Origin of the sequence: Fictibacillus iocasae (assembly GCF_042665465.1) — a bacterium.
GTDB lineage: Bacteria > Bacillota > Bacilli > Bacillales > Fictibacillaceae > Fictibacillus > Fictibacillus iocasae.
Map to the genome: position 1 here is coordinate 47,092 of NZ_JBHTCP010000048.1, position 26,763 is coordinate 73,854.

At 44.5% G+C, this 26,763-nt stretch carries 23 protein-coding genes, 1 pseudogene and 3 riboswitches; of the genes and pseudogenes, 6 read left to right on the forward strand and 18 right to left on the reverse strand.

Annotated features, from left to right (window positions below):
• Positions 1-11: 11 nt before the first annotated feature.
• The 3 genes from ACFQPF_RS14635 to ymzB all read left to right on the forward strand — a co-directional run bounded on the left by ACFQPF_RS14635 (position 12) and on the right by ymzB (position 2,146).
• On the forward strand, positions 12-1,241 hold the full coding sequence (locus ACFQPF_RS14635) for a DUF2157 domain-containing protein (RefSeq protein ID WP_379750457.1): 1,230 nt from the start codon (positions 12-14) through the stop codon (positions 1,239-1,241).
• On the forward strand, positions 1,238-1,747 hold the full coding sequence (locus ACFQPF_RS14640; RefSeq protein WP_379750458.1) for a GDYXXLXY domain-containing protein: 510 nt from the start codon (positions 1,238-1,240) through the stop codon (positions 1,745-1,747). Before ACFQPF_RS14635 ends, ACFQPF_RS14640 begins: the two co-directional genes overlap by 4 nt.
• A 63-nt stretch (positions 1,748-1,810) precedes the next feature.
• Complete coding sequence (gene ymzB, locus ACFQPF_RS14645; protein WP_379750459.1) at positions 1,811-2,146, forward strand: protein YmzB; 336 nt, start codon at positions 1,811-1,813, stop codon at positions 2,144-2,146.
• 69 nt (positions 2,147-2,215) lie between these two features.
• Here the strand turns inward: ymzB and ACFQPF_RS14650 are convergent, their stop codons facing one another.
• Positions 2,216-3,529 (reverse strand): protoglobin domain-containing protein, encoded by a 1,314-nt coding sequence (locus tag ACFQPF_RS14650; protein WP_379750460.1) that lies wholly within the window; start codon positions 3,527-3,529, stop codon positions 2,216-2,218.
• 190 nt (positions 3,530-3,719) lie between these two features.
• Here ACFQPF_RS14650 and ACFQPF_RS14655 point away from each other — a divergent pair, with 190 nt between their 5' ends.
• Positions 3,720-3,875, forward strand: coding sequence for a hypothetical protein (locus tag ACFQPF_RS14655; RefSeq protein ID WP_165766874.1), 156 nt, complete (start codon positions 3,720-3,722; stop codon positions 3,873-3,875).
• A gap of 50 nt (positions 3,876-3,925) precedes the next feature.
• Here the strand turns inward: ACFQPF_RS14655 and ACFQPF_RS14660 are convergent, their stop codons facing one another.
• The 17 genes and pseudogenes from ACFQPF_RS14660 to ACFQPF_RS14740 all read right to left on the reverse strand — a co-directional run bounded on the left by ACFQPF_RS14660 (position 3,926) and on the right by ACFQPF_RS14740 (position 23,835).
• Positions 3,926-5,962 carry an ABC transporter ATP-binding protein gene (locus ACFQPF_RS14660; protein WP_379750461.1) on the reverse strand — a complete coding sequence of 679 codons (2,037 nt, stop codon included), beginning with the start codon at positions 5,960-5,962 and terminating at the stop codon, positions 3,926-3,928.
• Position 5,963: 1 nt separating this feature from the next.
• Positions 5,964-7,718, reverse strand: a complete 1,755-nt coding sequence (locus tag ACFQPF_RS14665; protein ID WP_379750462.1) for an ABC transporter ATP-binding protein — start codon at positions 7,716-7,718, stop codon at positions 5,964-5,966.
• A 1,028-nt stretch (positions 7,719-8,746) separates the two neighbouring features.
• The gene (ribH, locus tag ACFQPF_RS14670) at positions 8,747-9,214 is read right to left on the reverse strand and encodes a 6,7-dimethyl-8-ribityllumazine synthase (protein ID WP_379750463.1); all 468 of its coding nucleotides are present in this window, start codon (positions 9,212-9,214) and stop codon (positions 8,747-8,749) included.
• A 28-nt stretch (positions 9,215-9,242) separates the two neighbouring features.
• Positions 9,243-10,436: a bifunctional 3,4-dihydroxy-2-butanone-4-phosphate synthase/GTP cyclohydrolase II gene (locus ACFQPF_RS14675; RefSeq protein ID WP_379750464.1), complete on the reverse strand. Its 1,194-nt coding sequence runs from the start codon at positions 10,434-10,436 to the stop codon at positions 9,243-9,245.
• Positions 10,437-10,454: 18 nt separating this feature from the next.
• Positions 10,455-11,105 (reverse strand): riboflavin synthase, encoded by a 651-nt coding sequence (gene ribE, locus ACFQPF_RS14680; RefSeq protein WP_379750465.1) that lies wholly within the window; start codon positions 11,103-11,105, stop codon positions 10,455-10,457.
• Positions 11,033-12,197: pseudogene (gene ribD, locus ACFQPF_RS14685) on the reverse strand (bifunctional diaminohydroxyphosphoribosylaminopyrimidine deaminase/5-amino-6-(5-phosphoribosylamino)uracil reductase RibD). The gene ribE and the pseudogene ribD overlap by 73 nt, the downstream one beginning before the upstream one ends.
• A gap of 134 nt (positions 12,198-12,331) precedes the next feature.
• Positions 12,332-12,488: riboswitch (FMN riboswitch) on the reverse strand.
• 139 nt (positions 12,489-12,627) lie between these two features.
• The gene (locus ACFQPF_RS14690) at positions 12,628-13,689 is read right to left on the reverse strand and encodes a hypothetical protein (RefSeq protein WP_379750466.1); all 1,062 of its coding nucleotides are present in this window, start codon (positions 13,687-13,689) and stop codon (positions 12,628-12,630) included.
• A gap of 86 nt (positions 13,690-13,775) precedes the next feature.
• Positions 13,776-14,192 (reverse strand): CBS domain-containing protein, encoded by a 417-nt coding sequence (locus tag ACFQPF_RS14695; RefSeq protein ID WP_379750467.1) that lies wholly within the window; start codon positions 14,190-14,192, stop codon positions 13,776-13,778.
• A 17-nt stretch (positions 14,193-14,209) separates the two neighbouring features.
• Complete coding sequence (kdpDN, locus tag ACFQPF_RS14700) at positions 14,210-15,364, reverse strand: KdpD-like non-kinase potassium sensor (protein ID WP_379750468.1); 1,155 nt, start codon at positions 15,362-15,364, stop codon at positions 14,210-14,212.
• 63 nt (positions 15,365-15,427) lie between these two features.
• A complete protein-coding gene (gene kdpC, locus ACFQPF_RS14705; RefSeq protein WP_379750469.1) occupies positions 15,428-15,991 on the reverse strand; it encodes a potassium-transporting ATPase subunit KdpC in 564 nt (187 codons plus the stop codon).
• An 88-nt stretch (positions 15,992-16,079) separates the two neighbouring features.
• Positions 16,080-18,107, reverse strand: coding sequence for a potassium-transporting ATPase subunit KdpB (kdpB, locus tag ACFQPF_RS14710; protein WP_379750470.1), 2,028 nt, complete (start codon positions 18,105-18,107; stop codon positions 16,080-16,082).
• A 17-nt stretch (positions 18,108-18,124) separates the two neighbouring features.
• The gene (gene kdpA / locus ACFQPF_RS14715; RefSeq protein WP_379750471.1) at positions 18,125-19,804 is read right to left on the reverse strand and encodes a potassium-transporting ATPase subunit KdpA; all 1,680 of its coding nucleotides are present in this window, start codon (positions 19,802-19,804) and stop codon (positions 18,125-18,127) included.
• 39 nt (positions 19,805-19,843) lie between these two features.
• Positions 19,844-19,921, reverse strand: coding sequence for a K(+)-transporting ATPase subunit F (gene kdpF, locus ACFQPF_RS14720; RefSeq protein WP_379750534.1), 78 nt, complete (start codon positions 19,919-19,921; stop codon positions 19,844-19,846).
• 157 nt (positions 19,922-20,078) lie between these two features.
• Positions 20,079-20,216 carry a hypothetical protein gene (locus ACFQPF_RS14725; protein WP_379750472.1) on the reverse strand — a complete coding sequence of 46 codons (138 nt, stop codon included), beginning with the start codon at positions 20,214-20,216 and terminating at the stop codon, positions 20,079-20,081.
• 22 nt (positions 20,217-20,238) lie between these two features.
• Positions 20,239-20,652 carry a protein-tyrosine phosphatase family protein gene (locus ACFQPF_RS14730; RefSeq protein WP_379750473.1) on the reverse strand — a complete coding sequence of 138 codons (414 nt, stop codon included), beginning with the start codon at positions 20,650-20,652 and terminating at the stop codon, positions 20,239-20,241.
• A 116-nt stretch (positions 20,653-20,768) separates the two neighbouring features.
• A riboswitch (cyclic di-AMP (ydaO/yuaA leader) is annotated at positions 20,769-20,916 on the reverse strand.
• 58 nt (positions 20,917-20,974) lie between these two features.
• Positions 20,975-21,118, reverse strand: a riboswitch (cyclic di-AMP (ydaO/yuaA leader).
• Between the two features lie 513 nt (positions 21,119-21,631).
• On the reverse strand, positions 21,632-22,990 hold the full coding sequence (locus ACFQPF_RS14735) for a hemolysin family protein (RefSeq protein WP_379750474.1): 1,359 nt from the start codon (positions 22,988-22,990) through the stop codon (positions 21,632-21,634).
• A gap of 113 nt (positions 22,991-23,103) precedes the next feature.
• Positions 23,104-23,835, reverse strand: a complete 732-nt coding sequence (locus ACFQPF_RS14740) for a YwaF family protein (RefSeq protein WP_379750475.1) — start codon at positions 23,833-23,835, stop codon at positions 23,104-23,106.
• A 253-nt stretch (positions 23,836-24,088) separates the two neighbouring features.
• On the opposite strand from ACFQPF_RS14740, the gene ACFQPF_RS14745 reads away from it, so the two are divergent.
• Both ACFQPF_RS14745 and ACFQPF_RS14750 read left to right on the forward strand, forming a co-directional pair.
• Positions 24,089-25,582, forward strand: a complete 1,494-nt coding sequence (locus ACFQPF_RS14745) for a spore germination protein (protein ID WP_379750476.1) — start codon at positions 24,089-24,091, stop codon at positions 25,580-25,582.
• Between the two features lie 19 nt (positions 25,583-25,601).
• Positions 25,602-26,756 carry a Ger(x)C family spore germination protein gene (locus ACFQPF_RS14750; RefSeq protein ID WP_379750477.1) on the forward strand — a complete coding sequence of 385 codons (1,155 nt, stop codon included), beginning with the start codon at positions 25,602-25,604 and terminating at the stop codon, positions 26,754-26,756.
• Positions 26,757-26,763: the final 7 nt, after the last annotated feature.

Consider the following 26,763-nt stretch of genomic DNA (forward strand, 5'->3'; position numbering starts at 1 on the left):
GGTGTTTTTCAGTGAATAAAAAATGGATCAATCGTGAGGGCAGCAAATGGGTGAACGATGGAATTGTGACAGAAGAGCAGGTGCAGCGAATCGCGGCTCTGTACCCGGATGAAAGCAAAAGCAAAATATCCGGTCTTCTCCCCGTTTTTGGCTCACTGCTCATTGGCTTGAGTATCCTTAGCTTTATCGCGTCGAACTGGGATGGGATCTCACCTGTTTTCCGCCTTGTTCTCTTAGCTGCGTTCGTTATAGGATTTTACACGGCTGGAGAGCGTTTTCTCGCTAAGAAAAACGTCAGTACAGGAAATAGTCTGATTGTGCTAGGAATCATTTCCTTTGGAGCGGCCATCGTCCTGCTTGGCCAGACATTCAACTTGGTCTCGTACGATGCGAGGCTATTCGTATTGTGGTCACTTCCTGCCCTGTATTATTTATACCGCGACAAAAAGCCGATTTTTTACGCGACATCACTTGTGTTGATCGGGTATGGCCAGTACTATTCGTTCAGTGAATTTCATTCATTCAGTTATGTACTATTCTTGCTGTACGCAGCCGGGATTGGCTGGTATACCCTTACTGTCAACCACCGTGGCTACAACTGGCTGTTCAGCATCGGATTTGGTTTGCAGTCCCTTTTATTCTTTGTGGAAATGGAATGGAACTTATTTTGGCTTCTCCTCTTTTATACAGCACTTTATTCATTATTTGATTGGGTCGCTGATCATCCATGGAAAAGACCATTTCAGCAGACAGCCGTATTAGCTGGTTTTTTATATGCTTATACACTATATTTTTCCTACACAAGCGGCTGGAACGATGACAACACGGTATCACAGGGATGGCTGTATTTTCTTCTTTTCGTCAGCATTGCCGGCATTTCCATATACGGCAAATGGAAAAACCATGACCAGCCTCTCATTTGGGAGCTTCTGATTTTTGTTCCGTTGTTCCTGCTCATCAACGTCACTGCTGCCTTCACCACCGGCATTCTTTATCTCGTCATGCTGTATACCTTCTCTGGTAAAATGCTCGAATACGCGTACAAAACTGAAAGCAGACGTCGGATGAATGCGGGAATCCTCCTGTTCCTGCTGATCACATTAATGGCATATTTCAACTTAGCTTGGTCGTTTCTGCCCAAATCGCTCTTCTTCCTCATGGGCGGATTGCTGCTGTTTGGGTTAAACGCCTTATTGCAAAGAAAGAAGAAGGAAATGCTGAACAATGGAGGCGGTAAATGATGAGAATGCTTTCTTGGAAAGTTGTGGTCGCCCTGCAGCTTGCCGTCCTTCTTTTCATATCAGGCAGCTATTATGCGGCAGGCATGTATGGCAAAGAGATCGCCATAAAAACCAAGCCGGTAGACCCGAGCGATTTGCTGTATGGTGATTATGTGACATTGAACTACGAAATCAGCGATGTGGATCCTTCCCTTTGGCCAGGAAAATGGAAAAGCAGAGATGAAGACATCTACGTCGTATTAACAAAAGATAAAGGCCAGCACTACACCGTAAAAAAACTGAGCAAAGAGCGACCAGAGGTGTCAGGCAGTGATGTTGCGATTAAAGCGCAGGCTGCTCCAGGATGGAGCGAGACAAAAGAAACCATCTCGCTCACTTATGGCCTTGAGAGATTTTATGTAAAAGATAATACGGGAACAGCGTTAGAGAAGAAAGCTGGCAACATGACTGCGGTTGTTAAAATCGCTCCGTGGGGCCAGGTGCGGCTGCTTGAACTGAAGGATTAATGCCTCTGTTCCTTTGTTTAATCTCTAGGTTTCGGGGAACATTGAACATAGAGGTGAAAACACATGTCTGAAACCAAAATCATTGAAATGAAAGATCACTTAAACAGCTGGGCTGGCCAGCAGATTTCGATCAGAAAAGAAGAAGCCGGTGACCTAGACCAGATCACGATTTCACTTGAAGAGGCAACGTTCGAACAGCGAGAAGCACAGGATGATTATTTAGGGGACCACGTCCTTTTCCTTCACGGCAAAGCGTACAGCACCGGTGAAGGAAACCTAGTGGAACTCCCGTCGGTACTTTATGAGGTCTCACTTGATGGCGTAAATGACGTTAGCATAAATGACCATATTATCACCTTTGAGACGAGCCGCGCACAATATGCCATCAGCATTAACTGATTCTATTTTTAAAAAACAGACCGGTCCCATTGGCAAACGGACCGGTCTGTTTCTGTTTTTTCAACCCTATCACTCCATATTTCCTGCCATATCGGTAAGTGAATCTGCTGATCCGGCAATGTCGCTGACGATACCAGCCATTTCCTCTATAACTTTCGCCATTCCTTTAATCTCTTCATGAAGGAGTCCGCTATTTTGCCCGCTTTTCTCCATTTTGAAGCTGATTTTATTAAAAAAAGCGGTAATATCAATAGAATCACTGACACTTTCTTTTACAATTTTCTTAATATCATTTAAGGAGTGCGTAACCATTGCAATGCGTTCATTCGTTGTATAAACGATGTCTGATACACTGCCAACAGATACTTTGGTCTGTTCAGAAAGCTTCCTTACTTCTTGAGCAACCATTGTAAATCCATGCCCAGCATCCCCCGCTCGTGCCGCCTCAATAGCCGCATTTAACGCCAGCAGGTTTGTCTGATCTGCTATCTCTTTGATCATGCTCAAGACACCATTAATCTGCATAGTCGCCTCTTCTAGCAGCGCGAGCTCAGTCGAGATACGGACCGTTTTTTCGTTAACGGACGATACCATATGCTGATGTTGTTCTAGTCTTGCTTCTCCTTCAACCGAATGGGTTCGCACTTCATTCGCTGTTTTGGAGCTGTTTTGCGCGAAAGTGACCACCTCTTCTGATTGAACAGAAAGCTCTTGAAGTGAGGCACTTGCTTCTTCTGAAATGGCAGCCAAACCTTCTGCAGCCAATATCACGTTCTGGCGAATCGCAGATTTTTCTTTCTCATGCTTTTGTCTTTGGTTAGTTTGTTCCTGTTCAAAGGCTTCGAGAACGATTTGCTGTTCAAAGTTCAAGATTTTCGTTACCGCCGCTGCCGCTATGTGATAATCGTCTTTATCGGCAACATGCAGGCTGATGATGTTAAGCAGCGAAAGAAGAAGATCTTGAAAAGATGAGATGTACCATTTAGGTGCTAAACCGATTTTAAAATGGATTTCTGCGATGAATTTTCGCTTCGCAACATATTGTTCGTCAATAATCCCTTCAAACATTTCAATAATATGGCGGCTGAGCGTGCCTTTAAGCCGTTCAACTGAACTGTTTTTTTCGATGATATGAACGAGTGAAGGCACGTGATCAATGGACTTGTAAAACCGTGTCACAATCTGTTCAATATGCTGTTGAACCAATGGCTGCAGCTGCCGGCAGATGGCCAAGTCCTCTTTGCCTAAAGAGATAATGGTAAGCTGCGTCTGCCAGTCACTGCCCTTAGGCAACGAAACTGTCGTGTCATTCAACATGACAGCAGCTTTTTCTCTTAAGCTTCTCTCTTTTTCTTTTGCTGTAAAAAACAGTAACCGTGCCACTTCTTTCGCCTCATTTCTAAGCAAGTTACTTTCTAAAATACAGCTTATAAGAAAAAAATGGTGTGATGTTTATCACATGTTGTCCGATGTGCATCCCCTTCTTTATCCACGCTTGATGTTTTCTTTTCCTTCTTAAGGGTATTTTTCTAATATGGCACACTCATTAAATAAAAATAGGAGGTTACGAATCATGACATTTTACAGAAAATTATTAGTCGGAAGTCTTGCAGCGATGTTAACATTAGGTGGAGTGACCGCCTGCGGTGATGGTGTAGATCAGGATAATGGTGTGGATGACGGCGAGAAAAATGATGAGATGGATGATAAAAACAAAGAAACCAATTAAAGAAAAGGCCTTTGATCGCGTTCATTACCGCGATCAAAGGCCTTTCATTATTAACTAACAGCTTTTTTGTTGGATTTGTCACCGTTTCCCTGCTGAATCTTGTACATCTGGTAATAACGGCCTTTAATCTCCATCAGTTCATCATGGCTTCCACGCTCTGCAATCGAGCCGCGGTCCAGAACGAGAATCTGGTCAGCGTTCTTAATCGTTGATAATCGGTGAGCGATGATAAAGGTTGTTCTGCCGCGCTTAAGCACGTCGAGTGCTTCTTGTATAACGGCTTCTGTTTCCGTATCAATGCTCGCTGTCGCTTCATCCAAAATAAGGATCGCTGGATTATAGGCTAAAGCACGAGCAAATGAGATCAGCTGGCGCTGTCCGGAAGACAACGTACTCCCTTTTTCAATAACAGGTTCATCGAGCCCCTTCGGCAAGTTCTCAATGAACGGCATCGCGCCTACATCCGTCAGCGCCTTTTCGACCATCTCACGTGTGATGGAAGGATCGTTCAGGCTCACGTTTGTCGCGATTGTTCCAGAAAAGAGGAACGGATCTTGCAAGACGATGCCAATATGCTGTCTTAGCTCCTGTTTAGACATCTTCATAATGTCACGGCCGTCAATCGTAATCTTGCCTTCTTGTATGTCGTAAAAACGGAACAGCAAGTTCATGATGGAACTCTTTCCTGATCCTGTATGGCCGACCAAGGCAACCGTTTCACCTTGCGCTGCATCGAAGGTGATATTTTTAAGAACCTTTTCATCCTTAACATAACTGAACGAAACGTCCTCAAACGATACGTTGCCGATGTACCTGCCTGGATCACGTGGCTCTACTTCCATTCCCGGTTCGTCTAAAAGGACGAATACACGCTCAGCCGATACGAGTGCCTGCTCAAGCTGTGCCAGCTGGTTCACCATGCCGGTAACTGGATGGAATAGACGGTTTAAATAGTCAACAAAGGCATACAGCACCCCGATTGAAATCGCGCTGCCCACCCCAAGCGCCTGCCCTCCGAAGTACCAGATGAACGCCATAAACGCTAGGTTCTTCAATAGCAGGACTAAGTTGTGCCCTGTCATCGCATTCAAGCTCAGGAGTTTTCTTTGGTACGTGAAATATTCCGTGTTCATCGTTTCAAACTCTGTTTGAGTTTCCTTTTGGCGCTTGAACGCCTGAATGATCGTCATTCCGTTGATCGATTCGTTGATCATCGCATTGATGTCAGACAGAACAGATCGTATTTTGTGATTATAATGCGATGCGAACTTGCGGTATACCTTGATCCAGACGAGGAGGATCGGTACGAGCACCAAACAGATCGAAGCCAGTCTAGCATCAAGCAGGAACAATGCAATGAATATTCCTGTTAAATAGATAATGCCTGTGAAAAAGTTTGCCAGTACGTTAATGAATAATTCTTTGATCGATTCTGTATCATTCGTGATGCGTGCCACTATCTTCCCTGCCGGCTGGTTATCAAAATAAGTAATCGGCACTCTTTGCACTTGCGCGAACACATCTTGCCTGATCTTCTTGATAACCAGATTAGACGAACGCTGCAGCATATAACGCTGTCCGTATTGAAAGAACCCAGCAAATATCAATAGTGCTAAATAAAAGCCCATCAGCTTTAAAATGCCTTTTATCTCTGGCTTGTAAAAAGGGTACACCTCTTTTACAGTAAGCTTCTCGGCATCATACGCCGCCTTTTTATCCTTGAATGTAAAGACCACCTGGCCACCGCTGTATTTTCTGTCGCCTTCTTTATTGCTGATGCTGCCATCAACAAAATAGTAGGAGCGTCCAATCTGGATGATGTTCGCTTCGGCCCCTTTTTTGTCGCCTTCCTCAAAATAATCAGAACGCTTATATGTGTTTCCTTTGTATTCTGCTGTATAGCTGTCTTCCTTTTCTGTCTCATGCCACGTCCGTTCGATGCCTAAAATGTGGTCATCGATCAGTGTTTTCGCGATGAACGGCCCAGTCAGTTCCGCTGTGACCGCTATAGCAAGCATGAACAGGCCGAGCATAAAGCTTCTTTTATAAATCAAGGCGTATTGAAACAATCGTTTACCGACGTTCATGCTATACCGCCTCCCCGTTCAGATTTTCCTCGAGCTTCTGACGCTCGTATTGTTCGTTATACCACCCATCCTGAGCGATAAGCATTTCGTGCGTGCCTTCTTCTGTAATCCTTCCATCATCAAGTACGACGATCCAGTCTGCATGCTCAACCGCAGAAAGCCGGTGCGTGGTGATAAAGGTTGTTTTCCCAGCGCGTTCTGTCCGGATATTCCGGATGATAGCCGCTTCTGTCTTCGCGTCAACCGCAGACAAAGCATCATCCAATATCAGGATTTCAGGATCCACATATAGTGCGCGAGCGATAGAAACACGCTGCTTTTGCCCGCCGGACAGTGCCACGCCTTTTTCTCCGACAAGCGTGCTTAGCCCCTCAGGCAGGTACTCCACATCTTTTCGGAACGATGCCATCTCAAGCACATGGTTCAGGCTCTCGTCCGTCCCTTTGCTATTGCCAAACATAATGTTTTCTTTTACAGAACGCGAGAAAAGGAACGCGTCTTGCGGGACATAGCCGATCCAGCTCTGCAATGTTTCCATATCAATGTCCTCAATAGAGATCCCAGAGATTTTAATATCCCCAGAGCCCGCAGGGTACTCACGGAGCAGCTGTTTTAACAAAGTCGTCTTACCAGCGCCCGTGCGTCCAACAATGCCCAAAGTCCCGCCCTTTTGCACAGATACACTCAAATCTTTCAAGTTATCAAACTCAGAAGACGGATAACGGAACGTCACGTTCTCAAAGGATATCGTTCCAGGCTCAGATAAAGGAACAAGATCTGTGCCATTCACCACATCCTGCTTATAAGCTAGTGTTTCATTGACACGGTCAAGCGAAGCGCTTCCCCGCTGCATCACGTTAATCAGTTCACCGACTGCAATCATCGGCCAAATCAGCATACCTAAGTACACGTTGAACGAAACTAGTTCTCCTAATGTAATCGTATTGTGAAAAACCATATACGCGCCATAACCGAGTCCGATCAAATAACTGATTCCGACCATAATCTTAATCGTCGGATCAAACAACGCATCAATTCGCGACACTGCCAAATTCTTTTGATAAACCTCTTCCGTAACATCATTAAATCGCTTCATGTCAGCTTCTTCTTGGACATAAGCTCGAACAACACGCACCCCTTGAACACTTTCCAGTACCGAATCATTCATCTCACCAAAAGCATCTTGAGCAACAGTAAAGCGCATATGAACCTTTGCACCATATTTATTGATAATGATGGCAATAACCGGAAGCGGAATAATCGCCGCAAACGTCAGCTTCCAGCTGATCATGAATCCCATGACAAGCAAAATCGTTCCCATGAACAAAGTAGAATCAACCAGCGTCAATACACCAAACCCAGCCGTCATCGAAATCGCCTTCAAATCGTTCGTCGCACGCGCCATCAAATCACCCGTACGATTCTTCTCATAAAAAGTAGGCGTCATCTTCAGCATATGGCGCATAAAACGAGACCTCATCGTACGCTCAATAATAAACGCCCCGCCAAACAGCTGATACAGCCAAACATACATCAAGCCATACATCGACACCAGAACCGCAGCAAAAATCCAGATCGTCTCAACCATCTCAGCTTTCGTCAGCGTCCCCATATAAATCGCATCAATCGCATCACCAATCAATTTAGGCGGTATAATTTCAATTACACCAACCAATGTGAGCAACGTAATAGCAATCGTGTATCGCAGCCAATGCTTTTTAAAAAACCAGCCTAATTTAAATAAAACGGTAAACATCTATTATCCCCTCTTTCTTTCGATGCGGACACAAAGAATGCAAAGCAAGCTCCTCCCGAGCTACCCAAATAACGTGTGGTCCTTGCGTTCTAGCCATACAGTTTTCTGTGCAGTTTTCATACCTTTCATCTCCCAATGCTTTATATTTAACGGAATTTTCCAGTTAAACCGAAATAAAAAAAGCATACCACGAGCGGATATGCTTCAAAAAAAATAAAAAACACGCCACAAATGGAAACGTGACCTGCCGAATATGTAAAAATATAAGCTGAAAAAAACGGAACAGCTAGCCTATTTTTTTGAGCGGCGGGCCATGGTATGAAGTTGTAAGTTTTGTGCTGCTCCACGGCATACTCCGCGGACAATTTCAATCGTAATCATGACACCTGCTCCTTTCCATAAAATAGGTTTTTGTTTAACTTTGGTAATCTTAACACTATTCTAATTAGTATGTCAAATTGAATTTAATATGCTGTTTATTTAGTATGTTTGAAAACATCAAAGAACATGTTCGCGAACCCCGTCCAAGAACCAAACCAATTAGCTTCGACAGCAATTATCCATGTTCGCACAAACAAAGCCAAACAACCAAACCCTCTTTTGCACCCCTGCGTCCCGCAGTGGGGTCCGGTACCGATCACGGGTTTCGATTATACCGAAGGTCATAATCTCGGTACCGGACCTCAGATGTTTGAAAACATCGAAGAACATGTTCGCCAATCCAAGCCCAAGAGCCAAAACCAATAAGCATCGAAGCAACTATGGATGTTCGCACAAATTAATTCTAAAGAGCCAAACCGTCTTTAGCATCGCTGCGTCCCCGTTGCGTCCCGCAGTGGGGTCCGGTACCGATCACGGGTTTCGATTATACCGAAGGTTATCATCTCGGTACCGGACCCCAGATGTTTGAAGACATCAAAGAACATGTTCGCCATGCTCCGCCAAAGAACCAAACACAAGTATAGAAATCCCATTAAACATAAAAAAGAAGCGTGAGCTCCATAGGTATCTCACACTTCTTATTGTTTTTAGTTGAATTGTCTTGTCAAATTCGCCATTTCAATGGCGGAGACGGCAGCTTCCCAGCCTTTGTTGCCGGCTTTTGTTCCGGCGCGTTCTACTGCCTGCTCGATGGAATCAACCGTGAGGACGCCGAAAATGACGGGTATGCCTGTTGAAAGAGCGGCGGCAGAGACTCCTTTTGCGGCTTCGTTGCACACATAGTCAAAGTGCGGCGTGCTGCCGCGGATGACGGCTCCGAGTGTGATGACAGCATCATAGTTTCCGCTCTCCGCCATCTTTTTCGCGATGAGTGGAATTTCAAATGCGCCTGGCACCCACGCCATATCCACGTCGTCTTCAGAAACGCCGTGTCGCTTAAATGCGTCCTGTGCACCCGAAACGAGTTTCCCAGTAATAAATTCATTGAAACGCCCCGCGACGATACCTACTTTAAGTCCTGTACCTACTAAATGTCCTTCAAATGTCTTTGCCATTGTTTAACCCTCCTGATAGATAGTATGTTTAGAAATGTAGCATATGGCCGAGCTTGCTCTTTTTCGTTTTCAAATAGCTTTCATTATCTTTGACTGCTTGCATTTGTATGGGTACTCGCTCCGTTACATCCAGACCATAGCCTTTAAGGCCGGCAATCTTTCTTGGATTGTTCGTAAGCAGCTTCATTTTCCGAACGCCCAGCTCTCTTAAAATTTGTGCCCCGATGCCATAGTCCCTGAGATCAGGCGCGAAGCCGAGCTCCTCGTTCGCTTCCACTGTATCAAGTCCCTGCTCCTGCAGCTTATAGGCTCGCATCTTATTCAACAAGCCGATACCGCGTCCTTCCTGGCGCATATAAAGCAATATGCCCCGCCCTTCTTTTTCAATCTGACTTAAAGCGGCATGAAGCTGAGGACCGCAGTCGCAGCGGTGAGAACCGAACACATCCCCCGTCAGGCACTCGGAGTGAACCCTTACCAGTATCGGTTCGTCAGCGGACAGTTCCCCTTTTAATAAGGCAACATGCTCCTTATCGTCCAGTACATTGGAGAAGCCGATCGCTTTAAAATCGCCGAAAGCTGTCGGCAATGTAATTTCGACTTCCTTCTGTACAAGCTTGTCTTGTTTATTGCGGTAACTGATTAAATCCTTAATCGTGATCAGCTTGATACCGTGCTGATCACTCATTTCTTTCAGCTGCGGAACTCGTGCCATCGAGCCGTCTTCGTTCATAATCTCGCATATGACGCCTGCCGGGTTTCCACCGGCAAGACGGGCTAAATCGACCGCAGCTTCCGTATGGCCGGCACGCCGTAAAACACCGCCCTCCTTCGCAATCAAAGGAAAGATATGACCTGGCCGCTTAAAATCGCCGGCGGAGGATTGGGGGTTCGCTAGCTCATTAATCGACAAGGCTCGTTCTTGAGCCGATATGCCAGTCGTTGTGGAAACATGATCCACACTCACTGTAAATGCGGTTCCGTGTGAATCCGTATTTACAGTGACCATAGGAGACAGTTCAAGCCGAGCAGCCATTTCCTCTGTTATGGGAACACACACGAGACCTCTGCCCTGCGTCACCATGAAGTTGACCGCTTCAGGCGTCACTTTGTCTGCAAGCATCACAAAGTCTCCTTCGTTCTCGCGTTCTTCATCATCGATGACGATAATCATCTTGCCGTTTTCCAAATCGTGAAGTGCTTCTTCTATAGAGTGGAACATAACCTTCCTCCTGTCATCTTAAAAACCATTCTGCTCAAAGAATTCATAGGTCAGCTCTTTTTTTCTGTTCGTCTCGGACGGTACTCCGTGCATCATCCGCCCTACATATTTCGCCAGCATATCGCACTCGACATTCACGTGCTGTCCTTTTCCTTTGGCTCCCAAAACGGTATGTGCCACAGTATGAGGGATGAGAGAAACCGTAATCGTATCCTCTGTCACACCAAAAATCGTTAGGCTTGTCCCGTCTATCGAGACAGAGCCTTTCATCATAAAATACATCATTAAGTGCTGCGGCATTTTGATTTCGTAATAAATGGCGTTTTGTTCAGGACGCTTGTACACAATCTCGCCTGTTCCGTCCACATGGCCAGAAACAAAATGGCCGCCGAACCTTCCGCCTGCTGCCATCGCCCGCTCTAAATTCACAGTTGAACGAACGTTTAACTCTTTTAACGTGGTAGACATGTACGTTTCAGGCATCACATCCACTGTAAATTGATTGGCAGCAAACGATGTAACAGTCAAGCAGACGCCATTGACGGCGATGCTGTCTCCTAGCTTAACGTCGGTTAAAATGGCTGAGGCAGCAATCGTCAAAACAATGGTTTCACTGCTTTTTTTAATAGAGGAGACGGTTCCAAGTTCTTCGATGATTCCTGTAAACACTTACCTTCCTCCTTTAACAGAAGCGATGATTTTAATATCAGGGCCGATTTGTCCGACACTCTCGATTTCCAGGTTCAGCGCGTCCTTTAACTGCTGTATCCCAGTTCTTCCAAAAGGCTGGGGAGCTTGAGCACCGCCTATGAGCTTCGGTGCCATATACAAAATCAGCTGCTGAATATTTCCTGATGCTAGAAAACTGCCGTTGACCGCGGAGCCGCCTTCTACAAACAGCGACGTCACGCCTTCGCTTCCGAGCAGCTCTAACACGCTGGGTATTTCAATTTTGAGTGAATCAAGCTGAATAACTTTGATTCCTTTTTTTGTGTAGGAAATGATTTGCTCATACTCCACACCTGATCCTGTAATAATCCAGGTCGGTGCGGCTCCGTCCTTAACGAGTTTGGAAGTGAGCGGTGTTCGTAAAGAAGTGTCTAACACAATGCGGATGGGGTTTCTTCCGCCGTTTGGGAGGCGTGTGGTGAGAGAAGGGTCGTCGGACAGCACTGTTCCAACTCCGACAAGGATGGCATCGTGTGTATGCCTGTAGTAATGAGCGTCTTTCCTGGATTCTTCGCTCGTGATCCATTGGCTTTCGCCCGCTGCAGTCGCGATTTTGCCGTCTAGGCTGACAGCTGTTTTCACGGTCACATACGGTGTCCGGTGCTTTTGAAAATGGTTGAACACCTTGTTCAGTGATTCTGATTCAGACCGGCACACACCTGTCACGACTTCTAATCCTGCTTCACGCAGTTTTTTCATGCCATTACCGCTCACGACCGGATTTTGGTCAACCGCCGCAATCACGACCTTTTTAATACCTGAAGCGATAATGCGGTCGGCACATGGCGGTGTTTGGCCATGATGGCTGCACGGCTCGAGCGTAACATAAATCGCTGCTCCTTCTGCCTTTTCGCCTGCCATATTCAGTGCATGAACCTCCGCGTGATGTTCGCCAGCTCTCAGGTGCGCACCCATGCCGACGATCTGTCCGTCTCTCACAACAACGGCACCGACCATCGGATTTGGCGACGTCTGCCCTTCTGCACTTTTGGCAAGTTCAAGCGCGAGTTTCATAAAGTGTTTATCAGTCATCCTTCTCACCTTCTTTCTGCGCCAAATAAAATACCCCGGAAGACACACTTCTCCCGGGGTTCGTTTGCTTAATTTTTTAAGCAATACTAAATAAGCTTTCATCAGTACGTGTTTTTTCACGATTTAAAAGCCTTCTCTACCTTCTCCCATCCAGACTATACTGTCGGCTCCGGAATTTCACCGAATCCACCGCACGCCAGCTTTACACACTGTGCGTCCGGGTCACGGGCTGAGAAACAAAAATGTTTCATCACCGCCGGTTGGGAATTTCACCCGACCCCGAAGGTACTTACTTATTCAATTATATCCATTATAGATAAGATGAACAAAGAAAACAAATGTGTTTACTTGTTATTGTCGGATTATTCATTTTTTCTGCCGCGTGTCATGAAAAGAGGCAGCATCCCTGATTAAAAGGATGCTGCCTCTTTTAAGTTAAACTTTCACGCATGATGCTATCAAATGATGAAGGATGATCTACCCTTATTAAAATTCTGCTCGCCTTGCGTCTGAACCCGTACAAGAGCGTATATTCCTGCGGTTCCTTGAGCTTGATCTCAAACTGCGGCTTTTCTTGTACAAAGTCTGCCACAAATGCCTCGAAGGTATCTTTCAACTCTTTAGCGCCAGGCTGCTCAGGGCCATCATATTTTGTAAATTCTTGAATGTTCTCTAATGGAACAACTATTCCTTTTGTTATGCCCACCTGAAGGATCAGTTCTTTGTCGTTCAGCACAAACGGCTGCTTTCTAACAGCTTGTATGTGCGAAACCAAAAAGAGAATCGTATACATATTCAGCGCTAGAATAATATAAGCTGCATATACGTTCCACTGATGCAGAAGATAATGAAACCCGATCGTTTCAAGCGCGATTGCATGAATGAGCATGATGTTCAGCGCAGTGAATCCGGTTTTTTCGTGGTACGTAAAAATGTTAGAGCCATCCGCCCTTTTCTTGCGCCAAGAAAAGAAAGCGAAATAGAATAACATCCATTCACTCATATAGATCTCAGAAACCGGAGAAGGAGTGAGACGGCTATATACATGACGTCTGGCTCGCACGGCAAACGGTATATTTTTATCGTGATGGCTTTTTAAACTTCGTGGCCCAAGAAGAACGCTCTTTAAGATAAAGTACAAGAAATACAGTTCTACAGCGATCAGCAGCAATTCAAAAGCAATCAGCACTTTTGGAATAGCGGTGAATGACTCCATCTGTTCTGCAGGAATGATATACGTTCCTGCAAAGTAACCAGCGAATACAGCCAAAACAACAAGCTTCCAAGAATACTTTTTTCGGATAATCATAAAGTATGTGACCAGAGGGATGACCACAAGTAGATCAAACAATGATGCAAACACCATGTATCGCGGAGCTGGCATCTTTTCAATGTGGTAAACAAAATAATTGCTGAGCAAAACCACCGTGATAATGAAAAGGTAAAGAAACATTCGCATAGGCTTGGTGTTTAAAATGGTTTTGATTGTCATACTAACACCTCCTACTTCCATTATACGGTAATGCAAAATATTAAATGGATTTTATTTCAAGTTTCACACAACGTACAAAATTAAAATTAAGAAGACCTATACGCTGGTGCCATTTTCCTGCAATATTCAATAATTTCCTTTCTCCTGACAATCCCTATGAATATATCGCTGTCATCGACTACAGGAACAAAATTCTGTTCTGAAGCCATCTGCAGCAAATCTTCCATTTCTGCATCGATATGAACGGTATTCATTTTTCGGAATGGCTGTATGTGGTCGATGGAAAAATGATGGCAGTTATCAAAGGTGACATTGCGGTTATTCTTCAAAAACCAGAGTATATCGCCCTCTGTAATGGTAAAAGAGTATTTCCCCTGCTGATCGATTATGGGTATGGCTGAAAAACGGCAATTCGCCATTTTCTCGATTGCCTGCCTGATCGTGACACCACTCTTGAGAAAAGCCACCTCTTTCTTTGGCAATAGAAAAAATGCTACGTTCATTTTCATAAATCCTTTCTCTACGATTCTCTTGTTTTATAGTCTGATACAATATGAATGTCGATGCCTGAAGCATATCTCATAATGTTGTTTACAATCGAACCTTTCCAGATTTCTTCCCACCTGCTTCTGGCGGATTGGCCTAATATAATCTGTGTTACACCATTTTCCACCGCAACATCTGTAATCGTCTGAGCAATTTTGCGATTGTTCATTTGTTCTGCGATAAAACGGGCATTGAACTGTGCGGCAAGCTTTTTCCAATCATGAATTTTCTTCCGTTCTTCAGCACTCCTGTTCATGGATGCTTCATTTGACACATGAAGGATGATAAGATCCGTCTTTAGCCTGTTCGCGATCCGCCATCCTCTGCGGATCAGCTTCTCGGCATTTCCGCCGTGCTGGACACAGACCATAATTCGTTCATGTGCTCCTGTAGGACCGCTCTGTCCGTTGCTTTTTTTCGCCTTCTCAATGCGCTCATCCACATCGTCGGCCACTTCACGTAAAGACAGCTCACGCAGCGCTCCTAAGTTGCTTTTCGTAAAGAAGTTTTCAAGTGACTGCTCTATTTTACTGTGATGATAGATTTTGCCGTCTTTCAGCCTTTTTCTTAAAATCTCGGGTGTTACATCAATGAGTATGACTTCGTTCGCCATATGAAGAAACTGATCAGGAATCCGCTCCCTCACCTTCACGTTTGTAATCTGTTCGACGATATCGTTCAGACTCTCCAAATGCTGAATATTAACAGCCGAGATGACATGGATACCTGCTTTCAAAATTTCTTCCACATCCATATACCGCTTCTCTCGTTTAGATGTCGGAACGTTCGTATGTGCAAGTTCGTCAACAATCACGATGTCCGGATTTCGTTGAATGATTGCTTCCGTATCCATCTCTTCTAATGCATGGCCTTTATAATGAACCTGTAATTTTGGCATCACTTCCAGATTCTTAATAAGTTCCGCTGTTTCCCTCCGGCCGTGCGTCTCAATCAAACCGATTACAACGTCAATTCCTTCATTCCTTAAATCACGTGCTTCCTGCAGCATTCGATACGTTTTGCCAACACCTGGTGCAGAACCGATATAGACCTTTAATTTACCTCTTTTAAGATGTTCTATTTCCTGCAATATTTCTTCAGGTGTTTTTCTGCGGTAAGCCGGACACATGACTCATCCTCCTCATGACAGAGCAAATGCCCCGGCCTAATTCTATCGGCCGAGGCTGCCCTATTATTTTCGCATCGCTTCCTGCACGTTCATGTTCAAAAGAAGGACATTGACTCTTTCTTCTCCGAAAAGGCCAAGATCTCTTTTCTCCATTGATTTATCAATAATTGCGCGCAGTTCTTTCCTTCTTAATCCAGATGCCTTGCTCACTCGGTCAATCTGAAATTCTGCTGCTTCTACTGAAATATGAGGGTCTAGACCAGATCCTGAGTTGGTGACCAGATCCACAGGCATCTCGTTTGTTTCTGTACGGCTGTTTTCTTTCTTCAATGCCTTAATTGAGGCTTCCGTCCTTTTCAGCATATCCTCATTGGAAGGCGCATAGTTATTCGAGCCAGTAGCGGCCCCGTTATTTTCTATAGAAGAAACACGGCCTTGGAAAAATTCAGGTCTTTTAAAATTTTGGCCGATTAACTCGGATCCAATAACCTTGCCTTCCTCATTTGTCACTAAGCTTCCGTTTGCCTGATCAGGGAATATCGTCTGCGCAAGCCCTATCATGGCCAGCGGGTAGGCAATGCCGCATAGTACAATCATGAGTAATGATAATCTTATTATTTTAAACAAGGTGAACCCTCCACGTTCATTATAGAAAGCTTTATTTTCATAACTTTGTTGCTATTAGAGCTCTGAGATGTAGTGATTTCCGTTATCCTTACATCACCATTCCAACAATCATATCAATGGCTTTGATTCCAATAAATGGGACGAAAATCCCTCCCAGTCCATAGATCAAAATGTTTCGGGAAAGCAGTTTGTTCGCGCTCATTGGCACGTATTTTACACCTTTCATCGCCAGCGGAATCAGAAGCGGGATGATGATCGCATTGAAGATCAATGCTGACAGGATAGCGCTTGTTGGTGAATCCAATCCCATGATATTCAGTGCTTCCATCTGAGGGATGGCCACTGTAAACATCGCCGGTATGATAGCGAAGTATTTCGCGATGTCATTGGCGATACTGAATGTCGTCAATGACCCGCGCGTCATTAATAACTGCTTGCCGATCGCAACCACTTCAATAATTTTTGTCGGATCGGAATCCAGATCCACCATGTTTGCCGCTTCCTTTGCAGCGGCAGTTCCGGAGTTCATGGCCAATCCTACATCGGCTTGAGCGAGTGCGGGAGCATCGTTCGTGCCATCTCCAGTCATGGCGACAAGCTTTCCTTTTTCCTGTTCTACCCGGATTACCCGTATCTTATCTTCAGGCGTGGATTCTGCGATAAAATCATCGACTCCTGCTTCCTGTGCGATGGTTGCTGCAGTCAGCGGATTATCTCCCGTACACATGATCGTTTTAATCCCCATTTTCCTGAGTTCTTCAAAACGTTCACGGATTCCTGGCTTTACGGTATCTTTCAAGTAAATAAGCCCCAGTATTTTATTATCAACAGATACAGCCAGTGGTGTTCCACCTTTTCGGGCGATCTCATCACTCTTGTTCTTTAAGTCACCTGGAACAATACCGCCCTTAGACTCAATAAACTTTCTTATGGAATCGACAGCACCTTTTCGGAAAATCGTTCCGTTTACGTTCAAACCGCTCATTCTTTCCTCGGCTGTAAAAGGAATGATTTCAGCTTTTTCATAGTGTGCAGAATTCCAAGTGATTCTTTGTTTTTTAGCGAGCTTCAAAACAGAACGTCCTTCTGGGGTTTCATCAAATAAAGAGGTAACGACCGCCATTTCTGTCACTTCACGCTGCGAGACATCTCCTACTGGAATAAATTCTGCAGCAAGACGGTTGCCAAACGTGATCGTACCTGTTTTATCTAGAATAATGGTGTTAATATCTCCTGCCGCTTCTACCGCTTTCCCTGACATCGCCAATACGTTAAAGCGTGTCACACGGTCCATACCGGCTATCCCGATCGCTGATAAAAGAGCTCCGATTGTCGTAGGGATCAAACAGACAAGCAAGGCAATCAGTGTTGAAATCTCTAAATCTATCCCGACATATTTTGCGATCGGCACAAGTGTTACCACAACAAGCAAAAAGATGATCGTTAGCGTAACAAGCAGAATGTTAAGTGCAATTTCGTTCGGTGTTTTTTGACGTTTTGCTCCTTCAACGAGCGCGATCATTTTATCGAGGAATGACTCCCCAGGGTCTGCCGTAATACGAACCTTAATCCAGTCACTGACAACTTTTGTCCCGCCGGTAACGGAGCTGAAATCTCCTCCAGACTCCTTAATGACGGGTGCGGATTCTCCCGTGATCGCAGATTCGTCTATTGAAGCAAGACCCTCGATAATTTCCCCATCTCCTGGAACGAGATCGCCGGTTTCCACAAGTACGATGTCCCCTTTGCGAAGCTCATCAGAAGAGATGGTTTTGACTGTTCCATTTTTCAGCCATTTTTTTGCCTGCGTACCTTTTTTTGTTTTCTTCAAACTGTCTGCCTGCGCTTTGCCACGCCCTTCCGCCAATGCTTCAGCAAAATTGGCGAATAGGATGGTAAACAGGAGGATGATGAAAACAGACACGTTATAGCCTAGCGCAGCTTCTGATTGGAAAAGGGATGGCGCCAGAATCATAAGCAGTACAAGCAGCGTTCCCACTTCTACAACGAACATGACTGGATTTTTCATCATGGTTAATGGGTTTAACTTTTTAAAACTTTCTACAACGGCTTTTTGAATAAGACCGGAATTATGATTCTGATTATATTGATTCATCTCTTACACCTCATTGGTTAACGTATCATCAAGTATTCAGCGATTGGACCGAGAGCGATGACTGGCAGAAATGTCAGTGCACCTACTATAATGACGACCCCTACTAAAATACCGACGAACAGCATGTTATCTGTCTTAAACGTACCGATTGTTTCAGGAACGGGCTGCTTGCGAACTAATGAACCGGCTACAGCAAGCATTGCTATGATAGAGACATAGCGGCCAAGCAGCATGACTAATCCTGTTGTGATGTTCCAAAACGGAGTATTGTCCCCTAACCCTTCAAAACCAGAACCGTTATTAGCAGCTGATGATGTGTATTCATACAGCACCTGTGAGATCCCGTGGAAACCTGGATTGCTGATGGCTCCCTTTCCAAGCTCTGTAACGAAAGCGAGTGCTGTCGGTCCGAGAATAATGAGCGGGTGAATCAGCAAAGCAATCGTGATCAATTTCATCTCTTTCGGTTCAATTTTGCGTCCTAAAAATTCAGGCGTCCGCCCTACCATCAAGCCGCAGATGAACACTCCGATAATCGCATACATCAGCATGTTGACGAGACCCACTCCGTCTCCGCCAAACACTGTATTCAGCATCATGAGTGACAATGGTGTTATACTCCCCAGCGGAGTCAGCGTATCGTGCATGTTATTGACAGTACCGGTTGTCGCCGCTGTTGTTACAGTAGTAAATAAAGCAGACTGAGCGATTCCAAAACGAACTTCTTTTCCTTCCATGCTACCTTGATCGGTGTTCAGCCCCATCGCCGTTAAAGCTGGGTTTCCGCTGCTTTCAGCGGTATAAGCAAGTGCTAAGAATGCAAGGAACAAGATGCTCATCGCTCCAAATATGACCCATCCCTGTTTTTGTTTCGTGGCAAATCGTCCGTACGTATACGTTAATGATGCTGGGATGCACCACATCGACAGGATTTCAATGACGTTCGTTATCGGGCTTGGATTTTCAAAAGGATGAGCAGAGTTCACTCCGAAAAATCCGCCTCCATTTGTTCCTAAGTGCTTGATTGATACGAGTGACGCCACTGGACCTGTAGCGATTTCCTGTTTATCTCCTTCAAGAGTCGTCAGCTGTATAGTAGGATCAAGTGTCTGCGGGACTTTCAACCCCACTAGAATGAGAGTTAACATAATGGACATCGGAATGAGCAATCGTGTGTGGCCTTTTACAAAATCCTCGAAGAAGTTTCCGATTGTCTTTCCTTTTGAAGTAATGCCCCGTATAAAGGCAATCGCCACTACGATTCCGGTTACGGCAGAGGTAAACATCATCATCATGATAACGGACATTTGCGAGAAGTAAGAAAGCCCTGTTTCCCCGCTGTAATGCTGCAGGTTCGTGTTTGTCATAAAGCTGATAATCGTATTGAATGTTAATGTTTGCTCCATGTTATCAATGCCGTTAGGATTGAATGGCAAGATTTTTTGAAGCCGTAAAATGAGATAGCCTACAGCTACCAAAACAAAATTTGTCAGCAATAGCGAAAGTGTATATTTTTTCCACGTTTGCTGCTGCCTGTCTTGTAATCCGCTGATTGCGTAAATGACTTTCTCCACAGGGCCGAATAATTTATCTGTTCTGTTCGGCTGGTTAGAGAAAATATGATAGATATAGCTGCCAAGCGGCTTTATGATGAGAAGCAGCAGTAGGATAACCGCTGCGATCTGCATAACTCCCATGAATACGTTCCTCCTAAACTTTCTTTCATCAAATCTTTCTTAAAACTTTTCAGGATGAATAAGGGCATAAATTAAGTAAACAAAAAGTCCGCCTGATACGATGGCCGTCAGCATCATTTGTCTTCGCCACCTCCGACGATATGGTTACACCATGTAATAAAACTGAAAAAGATTCCAAAAGAAATGAGCAGTACACCGATCATATAAACATCAAGCAAAGTAATTCCTCCTTGTTGATTAGGGAGCCCGCTTTCTTTAGCAGGCTCCAGTTAAGTTAGCGGCGCTTATCAAATACGAAAGACGGAACCGGTTTGTTCAGGCTGTAAAGAATGGTTTTCGCCATCTCAGATTTAACCTGATCTGCTTTTGCCGCTCTTATGATCTGGCCTATTTCACTTGAACTTAACCTCATGTTATTTCGCTCCATTTCTCGTTTAAGATGTCAGCAAGTACTGGATGTTCCCGTTCTTGTTGTGAATAACAAAGTCCGCACCTAAATCTTTGTAAATTCTTGAAAGGTAGCGGCTGTCAGATTTCAAAACAACCACTGGAAGTGTATAACAACTGCGTACCATATCGATTGCCATGCAGCAGCCGATAAATGAAGTTTCATAGATGATGACCTTTGTAATTGCCTTTGAGATCCAGTCTGTATACTGCATGCCGTCCTGAAAGGAAAAGACGAAAATCTGATGGAAGCCTTCCTGGTCCAGCGTGTGTTCCATCGTCCATTCTGGAACACACAGGGCAACGTTTGATCTTTCAGGATATCGCTTAAGCGTACTGATAAATAATTCTGGAACCGCATCAGGAAAGATGATCAACGTCACATTTCTATTTGTCTCCATCTTTCAAATCCTCCTCATTTCCTAAAAAAGCGCACAAAAAAGAAGCCTGCGGAAGAGGAACTCTTCACGCGGCTTCTACAAATCGCTAAATAAGCGTGTAAAATACACGGATTTGTTGCCTCTCTCTAAAACGCTTACGGAGTTAGCTGACGGATTCGGGCGTGAGAGTCGCCCTACTCGATCACTCGAGATTCACCCCATGCGGCATATGACTGGCCGCGGTTGGTTCCCCCGCTCCTAAAAAGGATTAAGCGATAAAGACGCATTAGTACGTATAATTTTTCGTTAATTTTTTAAACAGATGTTTAACTTGACCTTCACCTTCTCTCTCCTGCCACGCTTACGAAGTTAGCTGACGGGTTCGGGCAGCAAGAGTTGCCCGACGATTTCTCGTTTCACCCCAGAAGCGATTTACCGCTTCATTGGTTCCTCCGTTCCTGTTTTCAGGACTCAGCGATCATTGGTAAAATTTATAATTCTGTTGAAGATGTAGATAATCATACTCCCGTATCCATCAGCATGTAAACCGAACAAAAAGCTTAAAACAAACGCATTTCAGGCCATAAACCTTCATTTACTCTGAAAATAACAGCATAATGGTATCCAAACGAATTTTTTCTCTTCTTTTTTCTTTTTTTCACCTAAATATACTCGCCCAATAAAAGATTAACAATTCTGATTACTTGTTGTTTTATAATGTATCCTTACGAATGGAAAACGCCCTTCGAATCATTATTTTAGAATAAATTATGTTTAAATGTTCATCACTAAGGAAAATGTATACCTAACAACTTATCAACAGGAGGAACTCACATGACCTTTCTTTTATCACTCGCGGCTGTTGCAGCAATAGCGGGTATTAACGAATTGAAACATTCTTTAAAATAAGAGTCAGCGCGCATCTAATTGCTAATGTATCGGTGCTCACTAAAAAACATAAAAACAGCACCCGGCTCGAATGCTGGGTGCTGTTCTGCGTTTAATTGTTGTAAGATCGCTCTGCGGAGGGCTCGATTGTTGGTTCTTCCTTTTGTGCTTCCGAAGCCTCGGCAGCTTCTAACTTCCTGACTTGAATCTTTTTAATCTGATGGCCTTCAATCTCGATCACTTTAAACTCATATACTTCATGCTGCAACACTTCTCCAGCCTGAATATCAGAGTTAAGAGAAAGCATCCAGCCGCCGATCGTATCCAGTTCGCTGTCGTCGATAGCAAGTGCATACATTTCATTCACATCGGCGATCAGCACTTTTCCGTCCAACACTTTAATGTTCGGCTTCAAGTCCATAATCATCGGAGATTCATCTTCGTCAAACTCGTCGCGGATCTCTCCAACAAGCTCTTCCATAATATCCTCGATTGTAACGAGTCCAGCAGTACCGCCGTATTCGTCCACAAGGATCGCCATATGAAACCTGTTCTTTTGCAGCTTTACGAGCGTCTCTTTAATTGGTGTGGCTTCAAACACACTCAATACAGGACGGATGTAATGATCAAGGTCATGCTTTTGTCCATTTATAAGATCAAAAAAGATTTCTTTTGAGTTAATCATTCCTAGTACATGGTCTTTGTCTTCCCCTACGACCGGATAACGTGTATATTTTTCCTGCATAATAATCTCCAGGTTCTCATCCATGGTGTTATCCATGTAAACACACATCATTTCCGTACGAGGCACCATGATTTCTTTCGCCACGCGGTCATCGAAATCAAACACTTTGTTCACATAGCTGAACTCTGATTTATTAATTTCTCCGCTTTTATAGCTTTCGCTCAAAATAAGTCGAAGCTCTTCTTCACTATGCGACATGTCATGCTCAGATGCCGGCTTAAAGCCAGCCATCCTTGTCAAAATCTGTGCGCTTCCGTTCAATAGCCAGATGAACGGATACATGATTTTATAAAATAATAATAATGGCCCTGCTAATAACAAGCTGACGGATTCAGCCTGCTGAATCGCAATCGTCTTAGGAGCGAGCTCACCTAGTACAACATGCAAAAATGTGATAACCGAGAAAGCCAGCACGATGGAAATGGTCGAAGCCAACGCTTCTCCTACATCCAGCTTCTCAAATATCGGATGAAGCAGATGCTCCATCGTTGTTTCACCTAACCAACCCAGTGCAAGGGCTGTAATCGTTATTCCAAGCTGACACGCGGACAGCGAGCCATCCAAATTTGAAATGACTTTACGTACCGCTAAAGCCTTTTTGTTCCCTTCCTCAACTAATTGGTCGATGCGCGTACGGCGAACCCGAATGATCGAAAATTCTGCCGCCACGAAAAATGCCGTCAATAGAATGAGAAGAGCTACAACGATTAACTTTAATATGTCCAATTAGACCCTCTGTACCTCAAGAAATCGAGATACGAGAGTTGTCACCTCCTGGGGTATTTATATAGTTAAACACCATTTTACCACAAAAATCAGCTTATGCTTCAAATAACGCCTTATAACTTGGAAGAATGCTGAAAAGGAACGAGACTCTCAGATCTGCGAATCGGATAATAAGCCATCAGGCACAGCACAAAAGCCACGGCTTCGAGCGATAAAATGTACCACGGATGAGGACCAAGAAAATCCATGATGTTTCCGTTCTCCGGCTTTCTCATCAGGAACATATAATTGGCTCCTGTCATCACATTCACGATATAAACGAAAAGTGCATACACGTTAATGAAGGCAAATGTTTTAAATAAGCTGACAAGCCTGATTCTGACTCTTTTTACGATTACATAATACATGGCTGCGATCATGATCGCGCCATGTGCGACAAAATAATCGTAAAAACGGTAGTGCGGAAAAGCTGCTTCGAGCTCTGGCGTGATCATAGCCTGTGAGGCGCCGACAAAGCCGGCAAAATAAACAAACGGAAAAAGCTTCATATTGTTCGTCAGCAAAAGAATGCTCGAAGTGAGAATACTGAGCGAGCACAGCTGAAGCGGCAGATGCTGCGCTATTCTCCAGTCCCCATTATACAGCGCCCACCCATGATAACTGACCTCACAAAGTATCAGCAGCAGAGCAAGTGTATAGCGAAACACCTTATCCACGCTTCCTGTCAGCTTCATTCGCAGCGGTATTAATGACAGGATGATAACCAATACAACCGCCATTGCAATTAGATGGGACGTACTAAACAGATAGAACGGTTCATACTTCACGCCAAAAAAGGAATCCATCCTCTCCCCCCTCTCCCTTAAAAGGCGCAAAAGGTGTTAGTACATATGTATTCAAACAAAACAGGAATATTTTCTTCCCCCGCAATATTTCTCTTCCCTTCATGTCAATTCCTCCTAGCTAGGGGTCCGGTACCGGTACGCGATATGGACATTCCCCTATATTTGTCCGCACCAAATGGACATCACATAAGAATGAATAACTTTCTCTTCTTTTCCAAACATTACTAATACCACATTTAAGAAGGCGGACATCATGGATAAGCAATCTGTTTCACAAACCCTTTCCATTGAACTGAATAAGAACCTGGCATTTCTTAAAAGCATGTTCACACAATGTGAAGATGTTTTGTTCGAATCTTATCAGTTTGGCCAGGATTACGATCAAGAGGCCGTTGTTATTTACTGCAGTTCTGTCGTACAGGATGAAAAACAGAACTTGCTGAAGCTCGCACTGCAAGACCTTGTTTCAGAAAGAGTGAGCCCTGGCTTGCCTCTTACTTCACATGATGTGCAGCACTTTTTCAACCAGCGGGGTGTAACAGACAGAGCGGTCAAGACACCGCATACGTTGAAAGATATTTGCGACCAGATTATGAACGGCCACGTCATTATTCTTTTCGAAAACTGGAACCATGCATTGAGCTACAACTCCTTCTCTGTTGAAAAAAGAGCGGTTGCCGAACCACAGAACGAGATGGTCGTAACAGGACCTAGAGAAGGCACGATTGAAAATTTAACGAAGAACATCGGCCTTATCCGTGCGCGGCTGAAATCGCCTGATTTAAAATTCATATTCAAAAATGCCGGAAAGCGGACAAGAACACGGTGGACCTATGCCTATCTTGCCGGAACCGTCGATCACGATATGCTCAAAGAGTTTGAGCGTCGGATCGAAAAAATTGCGGCGGAAGAAATTCTTGAAACGTCCTACATTGCTGAGCTGATCGAAGACTCGACCTTGACGCCTTTTCCGCAGTTTCGGATTACAGAACGGCCGGACGTTGCCGCAGCCGCCCTGCTTCAAGGTAAGATCATTGTGATGGTAGAAGGAACAGGCACCATTGTTATATGTCCAGGGATGTTTCATGAATTCTTCCAATCCGCATCAGATTATTATCAGCGCTCTATTTTCTCATCGCTCATCCGTCAGCTTCGGATCGCCGGATTTATCTTGAGCATCACGCTTCCGAGCATCTATATCGCCCTCACAACTTTTCATGCAGAGCTGATACCAACCGTGCTGCTCATCGCCATATTGGATACACGGGAAGGCATTCCGTTTCCTGCTTTTATCGAAGCCTTAATCATGATCTTTTTCTTTGAACTGCTGCAAGAAGCCGGTATCCGTCTGCCAAAGCCGATTGGCTCTACTGTAAGCATCGTCGGCGCTCTTATTATCGGTGAGGCGTCGATCAATGCCGGAATCGCATCCCCGATCATGGTCGTCGTAATCGGACTGACGGGAATCGCTTCATTCTCCATCCCGCAATATGATTTCGGTTTTGCCGCCCGTCTTATCCGGCTTCCGTTCATGCTGCTCGCCGCAACATTAGGCGGGTTCGGTCTTTTTATCGGCTTTATCCTGCTGTTCCTTCACTTATCCAAATTGAAAGTGCTCAACCAATCCTATCTTGGCGCACTTTCACTAAACAATACGGTGATTTTGCGGGACGGCATTTTACGCCTCACATTAAAAAAACTGCTGAAAGGCCCGAGCAAGAAAAATATGTTCAAGACACGGTCTTGAAGGCAAGGCAGGGACATGGATGGCTCACCTCAAAAAAATAACGACTATTCTTCTGTGCTTGCTGCTCCTATCAGGATGCTGGGATCAATCAGAGCTTCCGGATTTTGGTTTCGTACAATCCATTGCCATCGAGCATGAAAAAGGCCGCTACAAGCTCACGACACAATTTTACAAGCCAAGCGCGAAAATTTCTTCTTCTGGTGGTGGAAGCAATGTTTCGTTTATGAATATCACAACAGAGGGAGATTCTGTCTTTGAAGCAGTCCGTGATATCACGAGCCACTTAGGAAGAAAAGCGAACTGGGGTCATATGCGGTTCATTCTTATCGATGAAAAAACAGCAAAAAAGATGCCAATGAATGAAATTCTTGAATTCTTTTACCGTGACCACGAGCCCCGCCTTCTGACTGGAATTGCCATCACAAAAGGGAAAGCGCCGGGCTATTTAAAAACAAAGCCACATGTAGAAAATACAATTAGCCAGCAGCTTAACGAGATAACAAAAAGCGCAAGCGAATTTAGTGGAAAAACATACCCAGCGAACCTTTTTACCATTGGAAAGCAGCTGCTAAGCGAAGTCGATATCGCCTATCTTCCGTACATTAAAGTAGAAAAAGCAGCGAAAGACAGCATTGTAGTTGCGGGACTCTCCGTTCTAAAGCATGGCAAGCTAAAAAAGATTTATTCTCCTCAGGACACTAAATATTTAATGATTGGACTTGGCGAGCTTAACGGCGCCATTATTGAAGTCCCTTGCGGCGGAAAGCGGAAAGGAGAATCAGAGTCGTACGAAGTGGTCAGCTCGAGTACAAAATGGAACCTGCAGCAAAATGGAGAAACCATCACCTACGACGGTTCTGTCAAAATGAAAGCGAGCATGGGTGAATTGAAATGCACATTTGTTCAAGAAAGCAAGCAGCTGGATGAGGTAAATAAGAGAGTAGCATCCGTAGTCGAGAAAGAATTATGGAAGCTATTAAAACAGACACAGAAGGATCGCCTTGATCTTCTAGGTGTAGGAAATGAGATGTACCGCCGTGATCCAAAGCAATGGATGATCTTCAAAAAAGACTGGGATCAAAGGTATACAAAGGTAAGGTTTAAGATTCATGCGGATGTGAATATCATCAATACCGGCACCGACCCTGGCAAGCCCTTTAAAAAAGGTCAATGAGGTGACA

What these genes read in the sequence shown, in the direction of transcription:
- ACFQPF_RS14640 (WP_379750458.1), top strand. Translation starts at nt 1,238, where the DNA reads ATGATGAGAATGCTTTCTTGGAAAGTTGTGGTCGCCCTGCAGCTTGCC.
- ymzB (WP_379750459.1), top strand. Translation starts at nt 1,811, where the DNA reads ATGTCTGAAACCAAAATCATTGAAATGAAAGATCACTTAAACAGCTGG.
- ACFQPF_RS14655 (WP_165766874.1), top strand. Translation starts at nt 3,720, where the DNA reads ATGACATTTTACAGAAAATTATTAGTCGGAAGTCTTGCAGCGATGTTA.
- ACFQPF_RS14660 (WP_379750461.1), bottom strand. Translation starts at nt 5,962, where the DNA reads ATGAACGTCGGTAAACGATTGTTTCAATACGCCTTGATTTATAAAAGA.
- ACFQPF_RS14665 (WP_379750462.1), bottom strand. Translation starts at nt 7,718, where the DNA reads ATGTTTACCGTTTTATTTAAATTAGGCTGGTTTTTTAAAAAGCATTGG.
- ribH (WP_379750463.1), bottom strand. Translation starts at nt 9,214, where the DNA reads ATGGCAAAGACATTTGAAGGACATTTAGTAGGTACAGGACTTAAAGTA.
- ACFQPF_RS14675 (WP_379750464.1), bottom strand. Translation starts at nt 10,436, where the DNA reads ATGTTCCACTCTATAGAAGAAGCACTTCACGATTTGGAAAACGGCAAG.
- ACFQPF_RS14690 (WP_379750466.1), bottom strand. Translation starts at nt 13,689, where the DNA reads ATGACAATCAAAACCATTTTAAACACCAAGCCTATGCGAATGTTTCTT.
- ACFQPF_RS14695 (WP_379750467.1), bottom strand. Translation starts at nt 14,192, where the DNA reads ATGAACGTAGCATTTTTTCTATTGCCAAAGAAAGAGGTGGCTTTTCTC.
- kdpDN (WP_379750468.1), bottom strand. Translation starts at nt 15,364, where the DNA reads ATGTGTCCGGCTTACCGCAGAAAAACACCTGAAGAAATATTGCAGGAA.
- kdpB (WP_379750470.1), bottom strand. Translation starts at nt 18,107, where the DNA reads ATGAATCAATATAATCAGAATCATAATTCCGGTCTTATTCAAAAAGCC.
- kdpA (WP_379750471.1), bottom strand. Translation starts at nt 19,804, where the DNA reads ATGGGAGTTATGCAGATCGCAGCGGTTATCCTACTGCTGCTTCTCATC.
- kdpF (WP_379750534.1), bottom strand. Translation starts at nt 19,921, where the DNA reads ATGATGCTGACGGCCATCGTATCAGGCGGACTTTTTGTTTACTTAATT.
- ACFQPF_RS14725 (WP_379750472.1), bottom strand. Translation starts at nt 20,216, where the DNA reads ATGAGGTTAAGTTCAAGTGAAATAGGCCAGATCATAAGAGCGGCAAAA.
- ACFQPF_RS14730 (WP_379750473.1), bottom strand. Translation starts at nt 20,652, where the DNA reads ATGGAGACAAATAGAAATGTGACGTTGATCATCTTTCCTGATGCGGTT.
- ACFQPF_RS14740 (WP_379750475.1), bottom strand. Translation starts at nt 23,835, where the DNA reads ATGGATTCCTTTTTTGGCGTGAAGTATGAACCGTTCTATCTGTTTAGT.
- ACFQPF_RS14745 (WP_379750476.1), top strand. Translation starts at nt 24,089, where the DNA reads ATGGATAAGCAATCTGTTTCACAAACCCTTTCCATTGAACTGAATAAG.
- ACFQPF_RS14750 (WP_379750477.1), top strand. Translation starts at nt 25,602, where the DNA reads ATGGCTCACCTCAAAAAAATAACGACTATTCTTCTGTGCTTGCTGCTC.